The sequence below is a fragment of the Streptomyces sp. NA02950 genome, from assembly GCF_013364155.1.
In the GTDB taxonomy this organism is placed as follows: Bacteria; Actinomycetota; Actinomycetes; order Streptomycetales; family Streptomycetaceae; genus Streptomyces.
In genome coordinates this window covers 3,039,831-3,057,677 of the sequence record NZ_CP054916.1, presented here as the reverse complement: position 1 = coordinate 3,057,677, position 17,847 = coordinate 3,039,831, and the positions used below count along the sequence as shown (strand labels likewise).

At 72.1% G+C, this 17,847-nt stretch carries 17 protein-coding genes and 2 pseudogenes; 10 read left to right on the top strand and 9 right to left on the bottom strand.

Going from position 1 to position 17,847, the window contains the following annotated elements:
• Positions 1–34: 34 nt before the first annotated feature.
• Together scy and mce are read right to left on the bottom strand one after the other, a co-directional pair.
• Positions 35–4,066 carry a polarized growth protein Scy gene (gene scy, locus HUT19_RS12795; RefSeq protein ID WP_303331863.1) on the bottom strand — a complete coding sequence of 1,344 codons (4,032 nt, stop codon included), beginning with the start codon at positions 4,064–4,066 and terminating at the stop codon, positions 35–37.
• Positions 4,067–4,278: 212 nt separating this feature from the next.
• Positions 4,279–4,719, bottom strand: coding sequence for a methylmalonyl-CoA epimerase (mce, locus tag HUT19_RS12790; RefSeq protein WP_176180595.1), 441 nt, complete (start codon positions 4,717–4,719; stop codon positions 4,279–4,281).
• A gap of 179 nt (positions 4,720–4,898) precedes the next feature.
• Between mce and HUT19_RS12785 the strand changes: the two genes are divergently transcribed.
• Positions 4,899–6,080 carry an acetyl-CoA C-acetyltransferase gene (locus tag HUT19_RS12785; RefSeq protein WP_176186808.1) on the top strand — a complete coding sequence of 394 codons (1,182 nt, stop codon included), beginning with the start codon at positions 4,899–4,901 and terminating at the stop codon, positions 6,078–6,080.
• Between the two features lie 88 nt (positions 6,081–6,168).
• Positions 6,169–7,128, top strand: a complete 960-nt coding sequence (gene meaB, locus HUT19_RS12780; protein ID WP_176180594.1) for a methylmalonyl Co-A mutase-associated GTPase MeaB — start codon at positions 6,169–6,171, stop codon at positions 7,126–7,128.
• 179 nt (positions 7,129–7,307) lie between these two features.
• Here meaB and HUT19_RS12775 read toward each other — a convergent pair whose 3' ends face one another.
• A complete protein-coding gene (locus HUT19_RS12775) occupies positions 7,308–7,982 on the bottom strand; it encodes a PepSY domain-containing protein (protein ID WP_176180593.1) in 675 nt (224 codons plus the stop codon).
• A 114-nt stretch (positions 7,983–8,096) separates the two neighbouring features.
• On the opposite strand from HUT19_RS12775, the gene HUT19_RS12770 reads away from it, so the two are divergent.
• Both HUT19_RS12770 and HUT19_RS12765 read left to right on the top strand, forming a co-directional pair.
• On the top strand, positions 8,097–8,753 hold the full coding sequence (locus tag HUT19_RS12770) for a response regulator transcription factor (RefSeq protein WP_176180592.1): 657 nt from the start codon (positions 8,097–8,099) through the stop codon (positions 8,751–8,753).
• Positions 8,746–10,176 carry a HAMP domain-containing sensor histidine kinase gene (locus HUT19_RS12765; protein WP_176180591.1) on the top strand — a complete coding sequence of 477 codons (1,431 nt, stop codon included), beginning with the start codon at positions 8,746–8,748 and terminating at the stop codon, positions 10,174–10,176. Before HUT19_RS12770 ends, HUT19_RS12765 begins: the two co-directional genes overlap by 8 nt.
• A gap of 7 nt (positions 10,177–10,183) precedes the next feature.
• Here the strand turns inward: HUT19_RS12765 and HUT19_RS12760 are convergent, their stop codons facing one another.
• From HUT19_RS12760 to HUT19_RS12745, 4 genes are all read right to left on the bottom strand, one after another.
• Positions 10,184–10,660, bottom strand: a complete 477-nt coding sequence (locus HUT19_RS12760; protein WP_176180590.1) for a MarR family winged helix-turn-helix transcriptional regulator — start codon at positions 10,658–10,660, stop codon at positions 10,184–10,186.
• 94 nt (positions 10,661–10,754) lie between these two features.
• Entirely contained in the window at positions 10,755–11,435 is a 681-nt protein-coding gene (locus tag HUT19_RS12755) for an AIM24 family protein (protein ID WP_176180589.1), read from the bottom strand.
• The gene (locus tag HUT19_RS12750) at positions 11,432–12,082 is read right to left on the bottom strand and encodes an AIM24 family protein (RefSeq protein WP_176180588.1); all 651 of its coding nucleotides are present in this window, start codon (positions 12,080–12,082) and stop codon (positions 11,432–11,434) included. Before HUT19_RS12750 ends, HUT19_RS12755 begins: the two co-directional genes overlap by 4 nt.
• Complete coding sequence (locus HUT19_RS12745) at positions 12,082–12,720, bottom strand: AIM24 family protein (protein WP_176180587.1); 639 nt, start codon at positions 12,718–12,720, stop codon at positions 12,082–12,084. Before HUT19_RS12745 ends, HUT19_RS12750 begins: the two co-directional genes overlap by 1 nt.
• A 159-nt stretch (positions 12,721–12,879) precedes the next feature.
• On the opposite strand from HUT19_RS12745, the gene HUT19_RS12740 reads away from it, so the two are divergent.
• Together HUT19_RS12740 and HUT19_RS12735 are read left to right on the top strand one after the other, a co-directional pair.
• Positions 12,880–13,224, top strand: a complete 345-nt coding sequence (locus tag HUT19_RS12740; protein WP_176180586.1) for a DUF3817 domain-containing protein — start codon at positions 12,880–12,882, stop codon at positions 13,222–13,224.
• A complete protein-coding gene (locus HUT19_RS12735) occupies positions 13,221–13,514 on the top strand; it encodes an MTH1187 family thiamine-binding protein (protein ID WP_176180585.1) in 294 nt (97 codons plus the stop codon). Before HUT19_RS12740 ends, HUT19_RS12735 begins: the two co-directional genes overlap by 4 nt.
• A gap of 117 nt (positions 13,515–13,631) precedes the next feature.
• Here HUT19_RS12735 and HUT19_RS42975 read toward each other — a convergent pair.
• A pseudogene (locus tag HUT19_RS42975) lies at positions 13,632–13,793 on the bottom strand (transcriptional regulator); the annotation flags it as partial.
• On the opposite strand from HUT19_RS42975, the pseudogene HUT19_RS12730 reads away from it, so the two are divergent.
• The 4 genes and pseudogenes from HUT19_RS12730 to HUT19_RS12715 all read left to right on the top strand — a co-directional run.
• A pseudogene (locus HUT19_RS12730) lies at positions 13,779–14,363 on the top strand (MFS transporter); the annotation flags it as partial. The pseudogenes HUT19_RS42975 and HUT19_RS12730 overlap by 15 nt on opposite strands.
• Before the next feature lie 43 nt (positions 14,364–14,406).
• A complete protein-coding gene (locus tag HUT19_RS12725) occupies positions 14,407–14,943 on the top strand; it encodes a MarR family winged helix-turn-helix transcriptional regulator (RefSeq protein ID WP_176180584.1) in 537 nt (178 codons plus the stop codon).
• Between the two features lie 53 nt (positions 14,944–14,996).
• The gene (locus HUT19_RS12720; protein WP_176180583.1) at positions 14,997–15,335 is read left to right on the top strand and encodes a DUF3817 domain-containing protein; all 339 of its coding nucleotides are present in this window, start codon (positions 14,997–14,999) and stop codon (positions 15,333–15,335) included.
• Between the two features lie 152 nt (positions 15,336–15,487).
• Entirely contained in the window at positions 15,488–17,188 is a 1,701-nt protein-coding gene (locus tag HUT19_RS12715; protein ID WP_176180582.1) for a methylmalonyl-CoA mutase, read from the top strand.
• Here the strand turns inward: HUT19_RS12715 and HUT19_RS12710 are convergent.
• Positions 17,164–17,847 (bottom strand): TetR/AcrR family transcriptional regulator, encoded by a 684-nt coding sequence (locus HUT19_RS12710; protein ID WP_176180581.1) that lies wholly within the window; start codon positions 17,845–17,847, stop codon positions 17,164–17,166. The genes HUT19_RS12715 and HUT19_RS12710 overlap by 25 nt on opposite strands.

Sequence of the window (17,847 nt, the reverse complement as noted above, 5' to 3'; positions counted from 1 at the left end):
TCGGGATGATTCGGACACGACAGGGCGTGTGCCGCTAGCCGTCGGAACGTTTTCCGCCCGGTCTGGTCGCACCCGCACCTGCCGCCGTCTTGACTCCGCCGTTCTCCTTGGCTCCCGCGCCGCCCGACGCGGGGGCCTCGAAGGACTCCAACGCCTCCAGCACGTCCTGGACACGGGAGATCTCCGCGTTGATGTCCTCGCGGCGCCGCTTGAGCAACTCCAGCTCGCGCTTGCCCTCGTCGACGATCTCCTGAGCCTCGGCCTCGGCCTCGGCCCGGGCGCGCTCCGCGTCCCGCGTCGCGTCGGCCTTCCGCTGCTCGGCCTCCTTCAGCAGACCCTCGGCCTTCTTCACCGCCGCGATCCGCACCCGGCTGGCCTCGCTGTTGGCCTCCGACACCAGCGACTTGGCCTTCTCCTCGGCCTTCATCAGCTGCGCGGTGGCCGCAGCGACCAGTTTGTCCACCCGCTCGCCGGTGGCCTTCATCTGCTCCGCGGACTCCCGGCGGGCCCGCTCGTGCAGCTCCTCCACCTCGGCCTCGGTCCGTGCCCGCAGCTCCTCGGCGCGCTCCCGGATGGCGGTCGCGTCGCCCCGGGCCTCACCCAGCATGACGTCCGCGTCCGTACGGGCCTTCTCCACCAGCCCGTTGGCCTCCTCGGTGGCCTCGGCGACCAGCCGGTCGGCCTCCTTGCGGGCCGCGCCCACCATGGTGTCCGCCTGCTCCTCGGCCGCGGTCGCCGCCCGCAGCGCGGCCTCCTGCGCCTCCGCGGTGAGCCGCTCGGCCTCCGCGCTGGACTCGGTGACCAGCCGGTCCGCCTGCTCCGCCGCGTCCGAGCGGCGCTTGTTGGCGTCCTCGCGCGCCCGGTCGACCAGCCGGTCCGACTCGGCCTGCGCCTCGGTGCGGATCCGCTCGGCCTCCGCCGCCGCTTCGGCCGCGATCCGCTCCGCCTCCGCCCGGGTGCGCTCGGCATGCTGCCGGGCCGAGGCGAGGGTCTCCGCCGCCTCGGTGCGCAGCCGCTCGGACTCCGCGGTGGCCTCCGCGAGCAGCCGCTCCGCCTCGCTCCCTGCCTCGCCGACCAGCCGGTCGGCCTGCACGGCGGCCTCCGAACGGATGGTGTTGGCGTCCCCGCGGGCCTGGGCCCGGGTGCGCGCCGCGTCCTGCTCCGCCGTGGCCCGCGCGTCCGCCGCCTCGGTGCGCATCGCCTGCGACCGCGCCGTGGCCTCGGCCACCAGCCGCTGCGCCTCGTCGGTGGCGCCGTTCACCAGGGTGTCGGCCTGCTCCGCGGCCTCCGCGCGGGCCTTGTTGGCCGAACGGCGCGCCTCGTCGAGCGTCTCATTGGCCTCGGTTCGCAGCCGCTCGGACTCGTGGGTGGCCTCGGTGAGCAGCCGGTCGGCCTGCTCGGCCGCCTCCGTACGCCGCCGCGCCGCTTCCTCGCGGGCCTCGCCGACCATCCGCTCCGACTCGGCGATCGCCTCCGAAACCGTACGCTCCGCGAGCGACTTGGCGGCCTCGGTCTCCTCCTGCGCCTCTTGCCGCAGCCGGGTGGCGTCCTGCGAGGCGCGCTCCCGCTCCGCGTAGGCGTCCGCGCGGACCCGGTCGGCCTCCTCCTGCGCCTCGGTGCGGACGCGGTCCGCCGCGTGCTCGGCGGCCGTACGCAGCCCGGTGATCTCGGCCTCGGCCTGCTCGTGCAGCCCGGCGACCGAATCCCGCACCTGCTGCGCGGTCTGCTCGGCGGCGGCCACCATGTCCGACGAGCGCTGCTCCGCCTCCTCGACCAGCCGCTGCGCCTCGGTCTGCGCCTCGGACACCCGGTTACGGGCAGCGGTCAGCAGCTCCTCGCTCTGCTCATGAGCCCGGGTCCGCTCCCGCTGGGCCTCCTCACGGGCGTCGGTCAGCAGCTCCTCGGCCTCGCGGCGGCGGCGGGCCGCCTCCTCCTGGGCGGCGGACAGGGCCTCGGCGGCCTCGGCGCCGATCCGCTCGGCGGCGGCGGCGGCCTCCGCCCGCACCCGGTCGGCCGTCTCCTGGGCCTCACCGCGCAGCCGCTCGGCCTCCGCGGCGGCCTCGCCGCGCAGCCGCACCGCCACCGACTCGCCCTCGGCGCGCGCGTTCGACGCGTCCGCCGCGGCCTCCTCGCGCAGCCGGTCGGCCTCCTCCTCGGCCTGCTGGCGCAGCGCGTTCAGCCGCTCGACGGACTCGCCGCGCTGCCGCTCGATCTCCTCGGCGGTCTCCCGGCGCAGCCGCTCGGCCTCGGTGTGCGCGTCGCTCAGGGCCTCGTCGGCGGAGCCGAGCCGCTGCTCGGCCTCCTGGTGCAGCCGGGTCAGCTCGGCCTCGGCGGCGGTCCGGCGCTCCTCGGCCGAGCGCTCGGCGTCCTCGCGCAGCTCCTCGGCCGTGCGGGTGGCCTCCGACCGGATCTCCTCGGCCCGCTCCTCGGCCGAGGTCACCAGCTCCTCGGCCTCGCCGCGGGCCCGCTTCAGCAGCTCGTCGGCCTGGCGGCGCAGCGCGTTCGCCCGCTCGATCGCCTCGGTGCGGACCCGCTCGCTCTCGCTGGTCGCGCCCGAACGCGTCTCCTCCGCGTCCTGCTTGGCCTTGGTCAGCAGGTCCTCGGCGGTGCTGGCCGCCTCCTCGATCTGCTGGACCGCCTCACGGCGCGCCTCGGCGCGGATCCGCTCACCCTCGGCCACCGCCTCGGACCGCAGCTGCTCGGCCTCGCCGCGCAGCCGCCGCGCGTCCTCCTGGAGCTCGACGGTCTTGGCGCGGTACTCCTTGGTGTCGTCCTTCGCCGCGCCCTTGAGCTGCTCGACGGTGTCATGCGCCTCCGAGCGCAGCCGGTCCGCCTCGGCCTCGGCCTCCCGCCGGACCCGCTCCGCCTCCTCGGCGGCCGCCTTGGTGGTGGCCTGCGCCTTCTCCGAAGCGCGGGTCAGCACCTCCTCGGCGCTACGGGCCGCCTTGGCCAGCTGCGCCGCGGAGTCCTCGGCGGCCCGGGCCCGGGCGTCTTCCCCGGCCTCCGAGATCATCCGTTCGGCTTCGGCGCGGGCGTCGTCCCGCAGCTGCTCGGCCTCCGCCCGCAGTGCCTCGGCCTCCTTGGTGGCCTCGCCGACCAGCCGGGCGACCTCCGCCCTGGCCGTACGGGTGCGCTGCTCGTTGTCCGACTCGGCGGCCGAAAGCCGCTTGGCCGCCGCCTCCTTGGCCTCGTTCAGAACCTTCTCGGCCTCGGCGCGCGCCTCGCGCAGCGCCGTCTCCGCCTCCTGCATCCGCTGCTCGGCGGCGCGGGTCTGCTCGACGGCCTGGCGGCGGGCCTCGTCCGACTCGGTGGCGGCACCGACCCGCAGCTGCTCGGCGTGGTCGGTGGCCTCCTGGGCCTGTGCCCCGGCCGCGTTGAGCAGCCGCTCGGCGTCCGCGCGGGCCCGGCGCAGAATCGACTCGGCCTCGGAACGGGCGGACTCCGCCTCCGAGCCGAGCCGCTGCCGGGCCTGCTCGACCAGCCGCTGGGCCTCGGCGCGGGCGGCCGACAGGGCCTGCTCGGCCTCGGCCCGGGACTCGTCCAGCAGCCGGCGGGCCTGGTCCTCGCTCCGGGCGCGCAGCTGCTCGGCCCAGGCGACGTTCTCGTTGACATGCGACTCGACGGTGGCGCGGCGCTCGGCGAGCTCCTGGTCCAGCCGCTGGCGGCGGGTCACCGCCTCGGCGTGCAGCTCGGCTTCGAGCCGGGCCTGCCGCTCGGCCTGCTCCTGGAGCAGCCGCTGGGTCTGGGCGCGGGTCTCGCGCAGCTCGCGCTCGGCGTCCGCGCGCAGCTGGTCGGCCTGGATCTGCGCATTGCGCAGCAACTGTTCTGCCTGGTAGCCGAAGTTGGCGCTGTCGTAGGCAGGACGGGACGCCAGAGTGCGGCGCGCCTCGTGCAGCTTGGCGCGCAGCACCTCGACTTGGTAGCCGAGGTCGTCGGCGTGCTGGACGGCCTTCTCCCGCTCGGTCTTCAGCCGCTCCATCTCGGCCTCGAACTTCGAGAGCTGATCGTCAGGCTCGTAGCGGTCGTAGCCCCGCACTGCGCGGTCCCATCCGTCCCCTGGTCGCATTGGCGGCCGGCTCCGTCCCTCGCGGTCCCTCGCGGTTCCTCGTGGTCCCGGCCCGGCGACAGGTGTGCCGGACGGTGCGGAGCTGGCCCTTCCGAAGAAATGGTGTCAGATCATCGGCGAAGTCCGGGCCGGACCCCGATCCCTTCCGATTCCCGTACCCCGGCCGAGCCTGCACTCTACCGGCCGGGGAAGGGGTAGGTCAGTGGTCCGCTTCAGTGGTCCGCTTCGGAGGGGGGCGCCGCGGTGACGAGTTCGGTCAGCACCCCGTGGCAGTCCTTCGGGTGCAGGAAGGTGATCCGGGAGTTCATCGAGCCACGGCGGGGCTCCTCGTAGAGGACCCGGACGCCCTTGCCGCGGATGTCCTCGGAGTCGGTGTCGACGTCGGCGGTGCCGAACGCGATGTGGTGGACCCCCTCGCCGTTCTTGGCCAGCCACTTGCCGACCGCCGAGTCCTCCCTGGTCGGCTCCAGCAGCTGGAGGTACGAGGCCCCGCCGTCCGAGGTCTCGTTGATCTTGAGCATGGCCTCGCGTACGCCCTGCTCCTCGTTGACCTCGGAGTGGAACACCTCGAAGCCGTACGTGGCACGGTAGAACTCGACGGTTTTGTCGAGGTCGAAACAGGCGATCCCGATGTGGTCGATTCTCGTCAGCATGGGACCAGTGCACCGCCCTCTCCGGTGGTTACGCAACGTGCGCGCGATCACACTGATGGGCCGGTGACCGCGCGGGTACCGGTCAGTACATTGACGATAACCCTCGTTAACTTCCTTCTTCTCGTGAAGGGGCGCACCACATGACTGCACCATCGACCGGTAACGCCAAGACCACCTCCGTGATCGTGGCGGGTGCCCGCACCCCCATGGGGCGGCTGCTGGGCAGCCTGCGCACGTTCTCCGGCGCCGACCTGGGAGGCATCGCGATCAAGGCCGCGATGGACCGGGCCGGGGTCGGCGGGGACCAGGTGCAGTACGTGATCATGGGGCAGGTGCTCCAGGCGGGCGCCGGCCAGATCCCGGCCCGGCAGGCGGCCGTGAAGGCCGGTATTCCGATGAACGTGCCCGCCCTCACCATCAACAAGGTCTGTCTCTCCGGCCTCGACGCCATCGCCCTGGCCGACCAGCTCATCCGCGCGGGTGAGTTCGACGTGGTGGTCGCGGGCGGCCAGGAGTCCATGACCAACGCCCCCCATCTGCTGCCCAAGTCGCGGGAGGGTTACAAGTACGGCGCCATCGAGATGCTCGACGCGATGGCGCACGACGGGCTCACCGACGCCTTCGAGAACATCGCCATGGGCGCGTCCACCGAGAAGCACAACACCCGGCTGGGCATCCTCCGTCCCGAGCAGGACGAGATCGCCGCCCGCTCCCACCAGCGGGCCGCCGCCGCCCAGAAGAACGGCCTGTTCGACGCCGAGATCACCCCCGTGGAGATCCCGCAGCGCAAGGGCGAGCCGGTCGTCTTCGCCAAGGACGAGGGCATCCGCGGGGAGACCACCGCCGAGTCCCTGGGCAAGCTGCGCCCCGCCTTCGCCAAGGACGGCACCATCACCGCCGGAAGCTCCTCGCAGATCTCCGACGGTGCCGCCGCGGTCGTGGTGATGAGCAAGGCCAGGGCCGAGGAGCTGGGCCTGGAGTGGATCGCCGAGATCGGCGCCCACGGCAATGTGGCCGGACCCGACAACTCCCTCCAGTCGCAGCCGTCCAACGCCATCGCGCACGCCCTGGGCAAGGAGGGGCTGACCACCGACGACCTGGATCTGATCGAGATCAACGAGGCGTTCGCCGCGGTCGCGGTGCAGTCAATGAAGGATCTGGGGGTTTCCTCCGAAAAGGTGAACGTGAACGGCGGCGCCATCGCCCTCGGACATCCGATCGGGATGTCCGGCGCCCGCATCGTGCTGCACCTGGCGCTGGAGCTGCGCCGGCGCGGCGGCGGTACCGGTGCGGCGGCGCTGTGCGGCGGTGGCGGCCAGGGAGACGCGCTGATCATCCGGGTGCCCGGAAAGAAGGCGTGATCCCGGCGGCCGCCGGTGAGTGGTTCTGATCCGTGCCGATACCCGGTAGGGCGGTACGGCGGTACGAGCGTGGAGGAGCGCGGCACCCATGAGTGATGTGCCCACCCTGGTGGAGCAGGCCCGGCAGGGGCGGCCGCGCGCGGTCGCCCGGCTGATCTCGCTGATCGAGGGCGATTCGCCGCAGTTGCGCGAGGTGATGGCGGCGCTGGCTCCGCTGGCCGGGGGTGCGTACGTGGTGGGGCTGACCGGCTCCCCGGGGGTCGGCAAGTCCACCTCGACCTCCGCGCTCGTCTCCGCCTACCGCCGGATCGGCAAACGGGTGGGGGTCCTCGCGGTGGACCCCTCCTCGCCGTTCTCCGGCGGGGCGCTGCTCGGCGACCGGGTCCGGATGTCCGAGCACGCCTCGGACCCCGGGGTCTACATCCGCTCCATGGCCACCCGCGGTCATCTCGGCGGGCTCGCCTGGGCCGCACCGCAGGCCATCCGGGTGCTCGACGCGGCCGGCTGCGATGTGGTGCTGGTCGAGACGGTGGGCGTCGGCCAGTCCGAGGTGGAGATCGCCGCCCAGGCCGACACCAGTGTGGTGCTGCTGGCGCCGGGGATGGGCGACGGGATCCAGGCCGCCAAGGCCGGGATCCTGGAGATCGGGGATCTGTACGTGGTCAACAAGGCCGACCGGGAGGGCGCCGACGCCACCGCCCGCGAGCTCAACCACATGCTGGGCCTGGGCGAGGCACGGGCGCCGGGAGACTGGCGGCCGCCGATCGTGAAGACGGTGGCGGCGCGCGGCGAGGGCATCGACGAGGTCGTCGAGGCGCTGGAGAAGCACCGCGCGTGGATGGAGGAGCACGGTGTGCTGGCCGAGCGCCGGATGCGGCGGGCGGCCGGTGAGGTCGAGACGATCGCGGTGACCGCGCTGCGCGCCCGCATCGGCGATCTGCACGGTGACCGGCGCCTCGGCGCGCTGGCGGAACGGGTCGTGGCCGGTGAGCTGGACCCGTACACGGCGGCCGACGAACTGGTGGCGGGAGTCACGGAGGGGGCGTAGGCAGCGCGGGCGCGGACGTGCGCTGAGGGCGGGCCCGGGTGTGCGGGGCCCGCCCTCGCGCGGTGGTCACTCCGGCGTGACCGGCTCACCTCCGCTCACCCCGGCGGGCACCGGCTCACGGTGATCGGTGTCCGGTGTCCCGTGGCCGGGGTGCGGTGGCCGGACCGGACGCGCGGCGCTCAGTCGTCGTCGCGGTCGCCGGCCTCGGCGCGGTCGTCGTCGGACGGTGCCTGGGCGACCTTGCCGGTCTGCGCGTCGACGGTCAGCTCGCGCTCCTTGTGGTTCTTCACGACCTCGACCTCCCACACCGCCGCGTGGTCGTCGTCGATGTCGACGGAGGTCGCCGTGCCACCGCCCGCCGCGGCCTTCCGGGCCGCCTGGACCGCGCTCACCTCGGCCTTCCTCAGCGCGGCACGCTCACGCGCGTCGTCGTCCTCCCCGCGGTCCACGTGCTGGTCCAGCACCTTGCCGCTGGAGGCGTCCACGGTCACCTCGTGCCACGTGCCGTCCTTGCCCAGGATCTCCGCGTCCCAGGCGGCGGTGCGGGCGTCGTCGTCCAGGTCGATGGAGGACAGCGTGCCCGGCACGGCCTTCAGGGCCGAGCCCGCCGCGTCGGAGAGCGTCACCCGGGCCTTCGCGGCGGCCTTGGCGTCGTTGTCGGCGTCGTCCTTGTCGTCGGACTCGGACGGGTGGGCCGCCACCTTCCCGGAAGCCTGAGCCGCACCGGCCGCACCGGCCGCACCGCCGTACGACGACCGCGCGCTGCCCGTCCCGCTGTCCGCCAGGGCGACGGCCGTACCGCCGCCGATCAGAGCGGCCGCGGCGACGGTGGCGATGACGATGTTGCGCTTCATGAGGGGTTCCTCCCCGTGTGGTGTTCGGACGTCAACCACCTTCACGGAGCGATGCTGAAGCTGAGCTGAAGCCACCTGAAGAGATCTTCAGGTTCGCTTTGGGAGGCTGGTCCCATGCGTTTGCTGATCGTTGAGGACGAACGGCGGCTCGCCGTGTCGCTGGCCAAGGGGCTGCGCGCCGAGGGCTTCGCCGTGGATGTGGCGCACGACGGGCGCGAGGGGCTGTACCGCGCGCAGGAGGGTGCGTACGACCTGATCGTCCTCGACATCATGCTGCCGGGGATGAACGGGTACCACGTGTGCGGGGCGCTCCGGGCGGCCGGCAGCGATGTGCCGATCCTGATGCTCACCGCCAAGGACGGCGAGTACGACGAGGCCGAGGGGCTCGACACCGGCGCCGACGACTATCTGACCAAGCCGTTCTCGTATGTGGTGCTGCTGGCGCGGGTGCGCGCGCTGCTGCGCCGCCGTGGGTCCGCCGCCTCGCCGGTGGTGCGGGTGGGCGAGCTGTCGGTGGACCGGGGCGCCCGGCGGGTGGAGCGGGACGGCGCCCAGATCGCGCTCACCGCCAAGGAGTTCTCCGTGCTGGAGCATCTGGCGCTGCGGCCGGGGGACGTCGTCTCCAAGGCCGAGATCCTGGAGCACGTCTGGGACTTCGCCTACGACGGCGACCCCAACATCGTCGAGGTGTACATCAGCGCCCTGCGCCGCAAACTGGGTGCGGGGCTGATCGAAACGGTGCGGGGAGCGGGGTACCGCCTCCGTGGGTAAGGTCTTCGGTTCCGTACGGGCCCGGGCGGCGTTGGGCGCGACCGTGGTGGTGGCGGTGGCGCTGGTGGCCGCGGGGTTCGCGGTGCTGGCGGTGCTGCGGGGCAATCTGGCGGACCGGGCCGAGGTCGATGCCGGGGCCGCCGCCCGGGCGGTCGCGTCGAAGGTCGCCGGTGGGGTGGCGTACCGGGAGCTGGACCTCGGTGACGACACCCCGGTGCAGATCGTGGACGAGGACCACCGGGTCCGGGCGGTCAGCGACGACCTCCAGGCCGTGACGGGCACCGGCAGCCCCTCGGTGCGGCCGGTGGCGGCGCCCTCCGATGATGACGCCGACGCCGATGACGACACCGCTGACGACGGCGGCACCGGAGAGGTCTCCTCGGCCCCGGAGTACACCAACGGCTCGGCCCGGATCGACGGCACGACCGCGGAGTACCGCTGGGCCGCTGTCGAGGCCACCGACGCGCACGGCGACGACGTCACCGTCTACGCGGGCGCCCCGCTGGCAACCGAGCAGGGCGCGGTGGGCACCGTGCGGCAGGCGATGCTGATCGGACTGCCGCTGCTGCTGGTGGTCGTGGCCGGGGTGACCTGGCTGGTGACCCGGCGGGCACTGCGGCCGGTGGAAGGGATCCGCCGGGAGATGGCCGCCATCACCGCCAGCACCGATCTGTCCCGGCGGGTGCCGGAGCCCCCCTCGTACGACGAGGTGGCGGCGCTGGCCCGGACGACCAACGAGACGCTCGCGGCGCTGGAGGCGTCGGTCGAGCGGCAGCGGGCGTTCGTGGCGGACGCCTCCCATGAGCTGCGCTCCCCGGTGGCCTCGCTCCGTACCCAGCTGGAGGTGGGCGCCGCCCATCCCGAACTGCTGGATGTGGACGGTGCCGTGGAGGACGTGGTGCGGCTCCAGCGGCTGGCCGCCGATCTGCTGCTGCTGGCCCGGCTGGACGCCGGGGAGCGGCCCGACCGCACCGCGCGGGTCGCGCTGGACGGGATGGTGCGCGAGGAGCTGTCGCAGCGGACGGGGGACCGGGTGCCGGTGGTCACCGAACTGGCCGCGGCGGAGGTGACCGGTTCGCGCGGGCAGCTCTCGCGGGTGCTGGGGAACCTGGTCGACAACGCCCAGCGGCACGCGCGGGGCGAGGTGCGGGTGTCGGTGCGCGCCGAGGGCGGCCGGGCCGTGCTGGGGGTCGCCGACGACGGCGCCGGGGTGCCCGGGAGCGAACGGGAGCGGATCTTCGAGCGGTTCGTACGGCTGGACGACGCCCGCAGCCGCGACGATGGCGGGGCCGGGCTCGGCCTCGCCATCGCGCGGGATGTGGCGGAGCGCCACGGCGGCACACTGACCGTGCGTGAGGGGCCCGGCGGTGGCGCCCTGTTCGAACTGGACCTCCCGCTGGGCGAGCGGCCCGGTCCCGGGTGATGACTCCCTACACCCGGCCGCGCTGGGCGCGCAGATGCTCGGCGACGGGTACCAGCGACCCGTACAGCGCGTCGAGTTCGTCCGCGCCGAGCAGGTCGATGAAGTGCTTGCGTACGGAGTCGACGTGGTGGGGCGCGACCTTGCGCATGGTGTCCCAGCCGTGCTCGGTCAGGACCGCGTACAGCCCGCGGCGGTCCGACTCGCAGTTCTCCCGGCGGACCAGACCGGCGTTCTCCATCCGGGTGATCTGGTGGGAGAGACGGCTCTTGGACTGGAGGGTCGCGGACGCCAGGTCGCTCATCCGCATCCGGTGGTCCTCCGACTCCGAGAGGTTGACCAGGATCTCGTAGTCGTTCATGGTCAGGCCGAACGGCTGGAGGTCTCGTTCGAGCTGGTAGGTCAGCAGCCGGCTGACGTCCAGATGGGTGCGCCAGGCGCGCTGCTCGTCGTCGCTGAGCCAGCGCGTGACGTTCTCGGTCTCCATGGGATGTATTCTACCTATAGAAGTTGAATTCCGAACCAATGGATGTATCGGGCTAGAGGTCACCTGTTCGACGTTACACTCCGCACGCTTGTGCTCACGAACCGGTACCCCCCGTCTGTCCGACGGCTATGCCGTCCAGCATCCGCTCCGTGGACTGGAGCAGTACCGTCCCGGCCCCCACGAACTCGAACTGGTGCTCCTCGCCGGAAGTTCCCCCGAGGCCGGTGTGCGCCCGGATGCCGCCCACGATCCCCCGCAGATAGGCGTGGTCGTAATGGTGGCAGGGGGAGGGGCAGTCGGCCCAGCCCACCAGGGCCTCCGGATCCACCCGCAGCGGCGGCTCCATGAAGACCACGGGACCGTTGGAGGCGGCCACGAACTTCCCCGTGCCGATGAGGGTCAGGAAGCCCGGCACGATCGACTGCTTCAGTGCCAGCGAGGGCTGGAAGGCGAGCAGATTGCCGGAGCGGATGGTGAGGTTCCCGTTGTCCAGGTCATAGGAGTTGACGTCGAACGCGCGGTCCGCGAGCACCATCTTGCCCCGGCCCTCGGCCACCACCCAGTCCGCGGCGTGCAGCGGGGAGTGGAAACTGCCCGCGATCAGCCGGTCGAGACGGCCGAGTCCGATGCCCTGGAAGTCGATCTTCCCGTAGTAGGCGACCATCTTCCCCTTCTGCAGGAACCACTGGCCGTCGAGGTCCACGCTGAAGGCGTACGGATTGATGTTGTCGTCGACCGGGAGGGTGTGCGCGTCATGGATGACGGGGCCGTTCACAGCTTCTCCTCCGATGCCTGGACATAGACCGTGCCGCTGCCGGACAGCTCGAGCTGGAACGCCTCGCCCGAGCCGCGGCCCACCATGTCGCGCCAGCCGATGGCCGTCGAGAGCTTATTGCGGACATCACCCCGGTGGGCGACATACGCCTGCGGATCGACATGGACCGGCCGTCCGGGGCCGATCGGCAACTGGATCACCCCGCCGTGTGCCATGACCGCCGCGGAGCCCTGGCCCTCCAGGGTCGTGGTGAACAACCCCTGCCCGGTGACCTGGCCGCGCACCATCCCCATCACCCCGCCCTGGGAGCCCATGAACATCGTGCCCTGGCGCAGCGAGCCGTCGAAGGCCAGCAGCCGGTCCGACTCCACATGGAGGGTGTCCCCGGCCAGGTCGATCACCTCCACGTGGTGTCCGCCGTGGCCGAACATCACGGTGCCCTGGCCCTCGACCGTCATCAGCGGAGTGGCCTCGCCCGCGATCCGGCGGCCGATCATGCCCATCACCCCGCCCTGGCCGCCGGTGATGCTGGGCGTGAACCGCACGTCCCCGCGGTAGGCGAGCATCGCGCCGCGCTGGCTGAACAGCGTCCGGCCGGGCGCCACCTCGGCCTGCACCATCCGCGAGGTGAGCATGGTGAACGGCATCAGATCTCACCCCCGATGGTGTTGCGCTCGCTCGGCTGCACATAGACCAGACCGTCGCCCTCGAAGCGGATCTGGAACGACTCGCCCCCGCTCTCGCCTATCAGCGCGCGGAAGTTCACCCCCGACTGGAAGTGCTGCTGGAGGCTGCCGGTGTGGGCTATGTACGCGCCCGGGTCGACCTGCAGCGGTGTCTGCGGGGTGACCCGCAGCACGACCGCCGTCCCGTCCGAGAGGATCGCCGCCTGGCCGGTGCCCTCGACGGTCGTGGTGAACAGCCCGTTGCCCTGCGCCGAGCCGCGCAGCCCGGTGAAGGTCGTCCCGGTGCGCAGCGCGGCGTCCGTGCACAGCAGATTCTCCGCCTCGACATACAGCTTCTCGCCGTGCAGCGAGACCAGGTTGATCTCGCTCGCCCGGTCGGCGAAGTAGCACGTGCCGTGCCCCTTCACCTCCATGACCGCCATCTGCTCACCGGTGAGCCGGCGGGTCACCATCCCGCGCAGCCCCTCCCCGCCGCCCGACTTCTTCTTGAAGGTCATCTCCCCCTCGTACGCGACCATCGCGCCGTTCTTGGCCTTGACGCCGTCGCCGGTCATGTCGACGGCGAGCACCTTGCTTCCCTGGAGCCGAAACTGAGCCACGAGCCGACGTTATCGGTCCCCCACGCCGACGGACAGGGAACAACCGGGGCGATCGGGGCCCCGCGAACGGAGATCGCCGCCGCGGCTGCCACAATGGGCGGAGGCTTGTGCATGGGTTCACAAGCCATTGCCGTGTTCTCCTCACGCGAAGGTGCTCCCGTGGACTTCAAGACCGCCACCGCGCTGCGCCGGCTCCGCCTGGTGTCCGCGCCCGAGGCCGTGTCCTTCCTCCTGCTGCTGATCTGCTCGGTCCTCAAGAGGACGACCGACTTCGACGCGGTGCCGGTGATGGGCTGGGTGCACGCCGCCCTCTTCATCCTCTACCTGGTGTTCTGGGCGGACGCCTGGAACCGCACCAGGTGGAAGTGGCAGACCGCCGCCCTCTACTTCGCCCTCGCCGTCCTGCCCACCGGCGGCTTCTTCGCCGAGCGCATGCTGAAGCGGGAGGCCGAGGCGAGCGTGATCGCGGCCCGTGCCCGCCGCGAGGGCGTGGTCAACGTATGATCGTCGCCTTCTCCGTGACCCCGCTGGGGGTCGGCGAGGACGTGGGGGAGTACGTCGCGGACGCGGTGCGGGTGGTCCGCGAATCGGGCCTGCCGAACCGTACGGACGCGATGTTCACCTCGGTCGAAGGTGAATGGGACGAGGTCATGGCCGTCGTCAAGCGCGCGGTCGCGGCGGTGGAGGCCCGGGCACCGCGGGTCTCGGTGGTCCTCAAGGCCGACATCCGGCCGGGTGTGACCGACGGCCTGACCTCGAAGGTGGACACGGTGGAGCGCCACCTCTCCGCCTGACCTCTCCGCCTGGCGGATCACCGGGGCTCCGCCCCGGACCCCGCCGCGCCCTCTTCCCGGGGCGGGGTTCCGCGTTCCGCCCTCGGCTTTTCCGCCCTCCTGGTCTGCCCTCAGCCCTCAACCGCCGGACAGCAGGGCCAGGGCCAGCGGGGTGCGCTCGTACAGGACCTGGTGGCCCTGGCGGCGGGAGGCGAGGAGCCCGGCTGCGCGCAGTACGGAGAGGTGGGCCGAGACCGACGACGAGGCGAGACGGTGGCGCAGGTCCGCCGGATCCGCGGGCTGCTGCTGCTCTCCTGGGTGCCGCCGATGTTCGTGGTGATGCCGGAAGCTCTGCTGACGCCGTACTCCGATGGGCTGGGTCTCGGCTCGGCCGGGCTGGGGCTGCTGATGTGCGGTATGCCGGTCGGCGCGATCGTCAGCGAGGTGCTGGTGGGCTCGCTGCTCGGGCCGCGGGCGCGGGCCCGGCTGACGCTGCCGGTGGGGGTGGCCGCGTCGCTGCCCGCCCTCGGGTACGCGGCCCACCCCTCGTTCGGCTGGGTCCTGGGCCTCCAGGTGCTGACCGGCTTCGGTATCGCCTACAGCCTGGGCCTGGACCAGTGGTTCTTCGCCGCCGTACCCGAGGAGCTGCGGGGCCGGGCGATGACGGTGGTGACGGCCGGGCTGATGACCGCGCAGGGGCTGGGCATGGCGGTCGCCGGGGTGGTGGCCGAGTTCGTGCCGGTGCCCGCGGTCGCCGCGGTGTCGGGCGGGCTGGGGGCGGTCTGCTCGCTGCTGGTGGCGCTGGAGGTACGGCGTGGCGCCCGCGTGGCCGAGCGCGCCGGACGCGGTACGGAACGGACCGAAGTGTGAGATGGAGCTGACCACGATATGACCGGCCGGTAGTGTCGGTGGTGTGCCGAAGCCGCTCAGCCTGCCGTTCGACCCGATCGCCCGCGCCGACGAACTCTGGAAGCAGCGATGGGGGTCCGTGCCTTCCATGGCCGCGATCACCTCGATCATGCGGGCCCAGCAGATTCTGCTCGGCCAGGTCGACGCGGTCGTCAAGCCGTACGGATTGACCTTCGCCCGCTACGAGGCGCTGGTGCTGCTCACCTTCTCCAAGGCCGGTGAGCTGCCGATGTCGAAGATCGGCGAGCGGCTGATGGTCCACCCGACCTCGGTCACCAACACGGTGGACCGCCTGGTCAAGTCCGGTCTGGTGGCCAAGCGGCCGAACCCCAACGACGGCCGCGGCACCCTCGCCTCGATCACCGACCGGGGACGCGAGGTGGTGGAGTCGGCCACCCGCGACCTGATGGCGATGGACTTCGGACTCGGGGTCTACGACGCCGAGGAGTGCGGCCGGATCTTCGCGATGCTGCGGCCGCTGCGGGTCGCGGCGGACGACTTCGAGAACGAGGCCGGGGACGGGGCCGAGGGCGAGGAGTAGCGGGGCCGGGGGCGGCGAAGATCGCCCCGGAACGCACGGTTACGCTCAGTGCCATGAAGAAGAGCGTCCTGACCCGCTACCGGGTGATGGCCTATGTCACCGGCGTGCTGCTGATCCTGCTGACGATCGGCATGGTCGCCAAGTACCTGCTGGACGTGGACGGTGCCGACGGCTACGTCACCGTCGTCGGTTTCGCGCACGGCTGGCTCTACGTCCTCTACCTGGTCTTCGCCTTCGACCTGGGCTCCAAGGCGAAGTGGCCGTTCGGCAAGCTCGCGTGGGTGCTGCTGGCGGGCACCGTGCCGACCGCGGTCTTCTTCGTCGAGCGCATGGTGGTCCGTGAGATCGCCCCGCTGGTCGAGGACGCCCAACCGGAGCCCGCCCGGGCGTGAGGCCCGGGCTCTGACGGCGCTCCGCGCCACTCTCGCCCAGATTTCTGTGCCGGACCGCTGACCTGCGAGGACGGTCCGGCAGACCACTCGATCGGCCTGTCCGGGGCGGTCAGCCGTTGAGAATTACTTGGACGTCCTAGTAAATTTGAGCCATGGACGCCGAAGGCATTGAGGCAGGCCGCCGTCGCTGGCAGGCTCGGTACGACGCGGCACGCAAGCGCGATGCCGACTTCAGCACGCTCTCGGGGGACCCCGTCGAGCCGGTCTACGGACCCGCTCCGGGGGACACCGTGGAGGGGTTCGAGCGGATCGGCTGGCCCGGGGAGTTCCCGTACACCCGTGGTCTGTATCCCACCGGCTACCGCGGCCGGGCGTGGACCATCCGCCAGTTCGCCGGGTTCGGCAACGCCGAGCAGACCAATGAGCGCTACAAGATGATCCTGGAGGCGGGCGGCGGCGGGCTGTCGGTCGCCTTCGACATGCCGACCCTGATGGGCCGCGACTCCGACGATCCGCGCTCGCTCGGGGAGGTGGGCCACTGCGGGGTCGCCATCGACTCCGCGGCCGACATGGAGATCCTCTTCAAGGACATCCCGCTCGGCGACGTCACCACCTCGATGACGATCAGTGGCCCGGCCGTACCGGTCTTCTGTATGTACCTGGTGGCCGCCGAGCGCCAGGGCGTGGACACCTCGCGGCTCAACGGCACGCTCCAGACCGACATCTTCAAGGAGTACATCGCCCAGAAGGAGTGGCTCTTCCCGCCCGAGCCCCATCTGCGCCTGATCGGCGATCTGATGGAGTACTGCGCCCACGGCATCCCCGACTACAAGCCGCTCTCCGTCTCCGGCTACCACATCCGCGAGGCCGGGGCCACGGCCGCGCAGGAGCTGGCGTACACCCTCGCCGACGGCTTCGGCTACGTGGAACTGGGGCTCTCCCGCGGGCTCGATGTCAATGTCTTCGCCCCCGGTCTCTCCTTCTTCTTCGACGCGCACATCGACTTCTTCGAAGAGATCGCCAAGTTCCGCGCCGCCCGCCGCATCTGGGCCCGCTGGATGCGCGATGTGTACGGGGCGACGTCGGAGAAGGCGCAGTGGCTGCGGTTCCACACCCAGACCGCCGGGGTCTCGCTGACCGCGCAGCAGCCGTACAACAACGTGGTCCGCACCGCCGTGGAGGCCCTGTCCGCGGTGCTCGGCGGCACCAACTCGCTGCACACCAACGCGCTGGACGAGACCCTCGCGCTGCCCAGCCAGCAGGCCGCCGAGATCGCGCTGCGCACCCAGCAGGTGCTGATGGAGGAGACCGGCATCCTCAATGTCGCCGATCCGCTGGGCGGTTCCTGGTACGTGGAGGCGCTGACCGACCGGATCGAGGCCGACGCCGAGAAGATCTTCGAGCAGATCAAGGAGCGCGGCCGCCGGGCGGTGCCGGACGGACAGCATCCGATCGGGCCGATCACCTCGGGCATCCTGCGCGGGATCGAGGACGGCTGGTTCACCGGTGAGATCGCCGAGTCCGCCTTCCAGTACCAGCGGTCGCTGGAGAAGGGCGACAAGAGGGTCGTCGGCGTCAACTGCCACCACGGCTCGGTCACCGGCGATCTGGAGATCCTGCGGGTCAGCCATGAGGTCGAGCGCGAGCAGGTGCGGGTGCTGGGCGGCCGCAAGGGCGGGCGCGACGAGACCAAGGTCGCCGCGGGGCTCAAGGCGATGCTGGCCGCCGCCCGGGACGGCGGCAACATGATCGAGCCGATGATGGCGGCGGTGCGGGCCGAGGCCACCCTCGGGGAGATCTGTGACGCGCTCCGCGACGAGTGGGGGATCTACACGGAGCCGGCCGGCTTCTGATCGTGCCCCCGGGCGGGTTCCGGCGTCGGGGCGGTCCCCGCGCCGGAGCTCGCCGCCGCCAGTCCGTGCAGCAGCAGGGTGGCGAAGTACCGGGCCCACTCCCGGTCCACCGGCTCGGCGCTGACCAGCAGCCGGTGCACCACCGAGCCCGCGATCACGTCGAAGATCAGGTCCGCGTTGCGGGCCGCCGCGGCCGGGTCCTCCTCGCGCGGCAGTTCACCGCGCAGCTGGGCCCGCTCCCGGCCCACCAGCACCAGCCGCTTCTGCCGGTCCACGATGGCCGAGCGCACCCGGGCCCCCAGCGCCTCGTCATGGGTGGCTTCGGAGACCACGGCCATCAGCGCCGTCTTGGTCTCGGGGCGCTCCAGCAGGGTGGCGAACCGCACCACCACCTCCTCGATGTCGGCCCGCAGACTGCCGTGGTCGGCCGCCTCCAGATGTTCGTCGAAGACCGCCGCCACCGCGTCCACGACCAGTTCGTTCTTACCCGCCCAGCGGCGGTAGAGGGTGGTCTTGGCCACCCCGGCGCGCGCCGCCACATCGCCCATCGTCAGCTTCCCCCAGCCGAGCTCGACCAGCGCGGCACGGGTGGCGCCGAGGATCGCGCGGTCGGCCTCGGCGCTGCGGGGGCGCCCGGTGCGGCGTGCGGGCGTGCTCAT

Coding starts and splice junctions, on each gene's coding strand:
- scy (WP_303331863.1), bottom strand. CDS start 4,066: ATGCGACCAGGGGACGGATGGGACCGCGCAGTGCGGGGCTACGACCGC.
- mce (WP_176180595.1), bottom strand. CDS start 4,719: ATGCTGACGAGAATCGACCACATCGGGATCGCCTGTTTCGACCTCGAC.
- meaB (WP_176180594.1), top strand. CDS start 6,169: ATGAGTGATGTGCCCACCCTGGTGGAGCAGGCCCGGCAGGGGCGGCCG.
- HUT19_RS12775 (WP_176180593.1), bottom strand. CDS start 7,982: ATGAAGCGCAACATCGTCATCGCCACCGTCGCCGCGGCCGCTCTGATC.
- HUT19_RS12770 (WP_176180592.1), top strand. CDS start 8,097: ATGCGTTTGCTGATCGTTGAGGACGAACGGCGGCTCGCCGTGTCGCTG.
- HUT19_RS12760 (WP_176180590.1), bottom strand. CDS start 10,660: ATGGAGACCGAGAACGTCACGCGCTGGCTCAGCGACGACGAGCAGCGC.
- HUT19_RS12750 (WP_176180588.1), bottom strand. CDS start 12,082: ATGCCGTTCACCATGCTCACCTCGCGGATGGTGCAGGCCGAGGTGGCG.
- HUT19_RS12735 (WP_176180585.1), top strand. CDS start 13,221: ATGATCGTCGCCTTCTCCGTGACCCCGCTGGGGGTCGGCGAGGACGTG.
- HUT19_RS12720 (WP_176180583.1), top strand. CDS start 14,997: ATGAAGAAGAGCGTCCTGACCCGCTACCGGGTGATGGCCTATGTCACC.
- HUT19_RS12715 (WP_176180582.1), top strand. CDS start 15,488: ATGGACGCCGAAGGCATTGAGGCAGGCCGCCGTCGCTGGCAGGCTCGG.
- HUT19_RS12710 (WP_176180581.1), bottom strand. CDS start 17,847: ATGAGCACGCCCGCACGCCGCACCGGGCGCCCCCGCAGCGCCGAGGCC.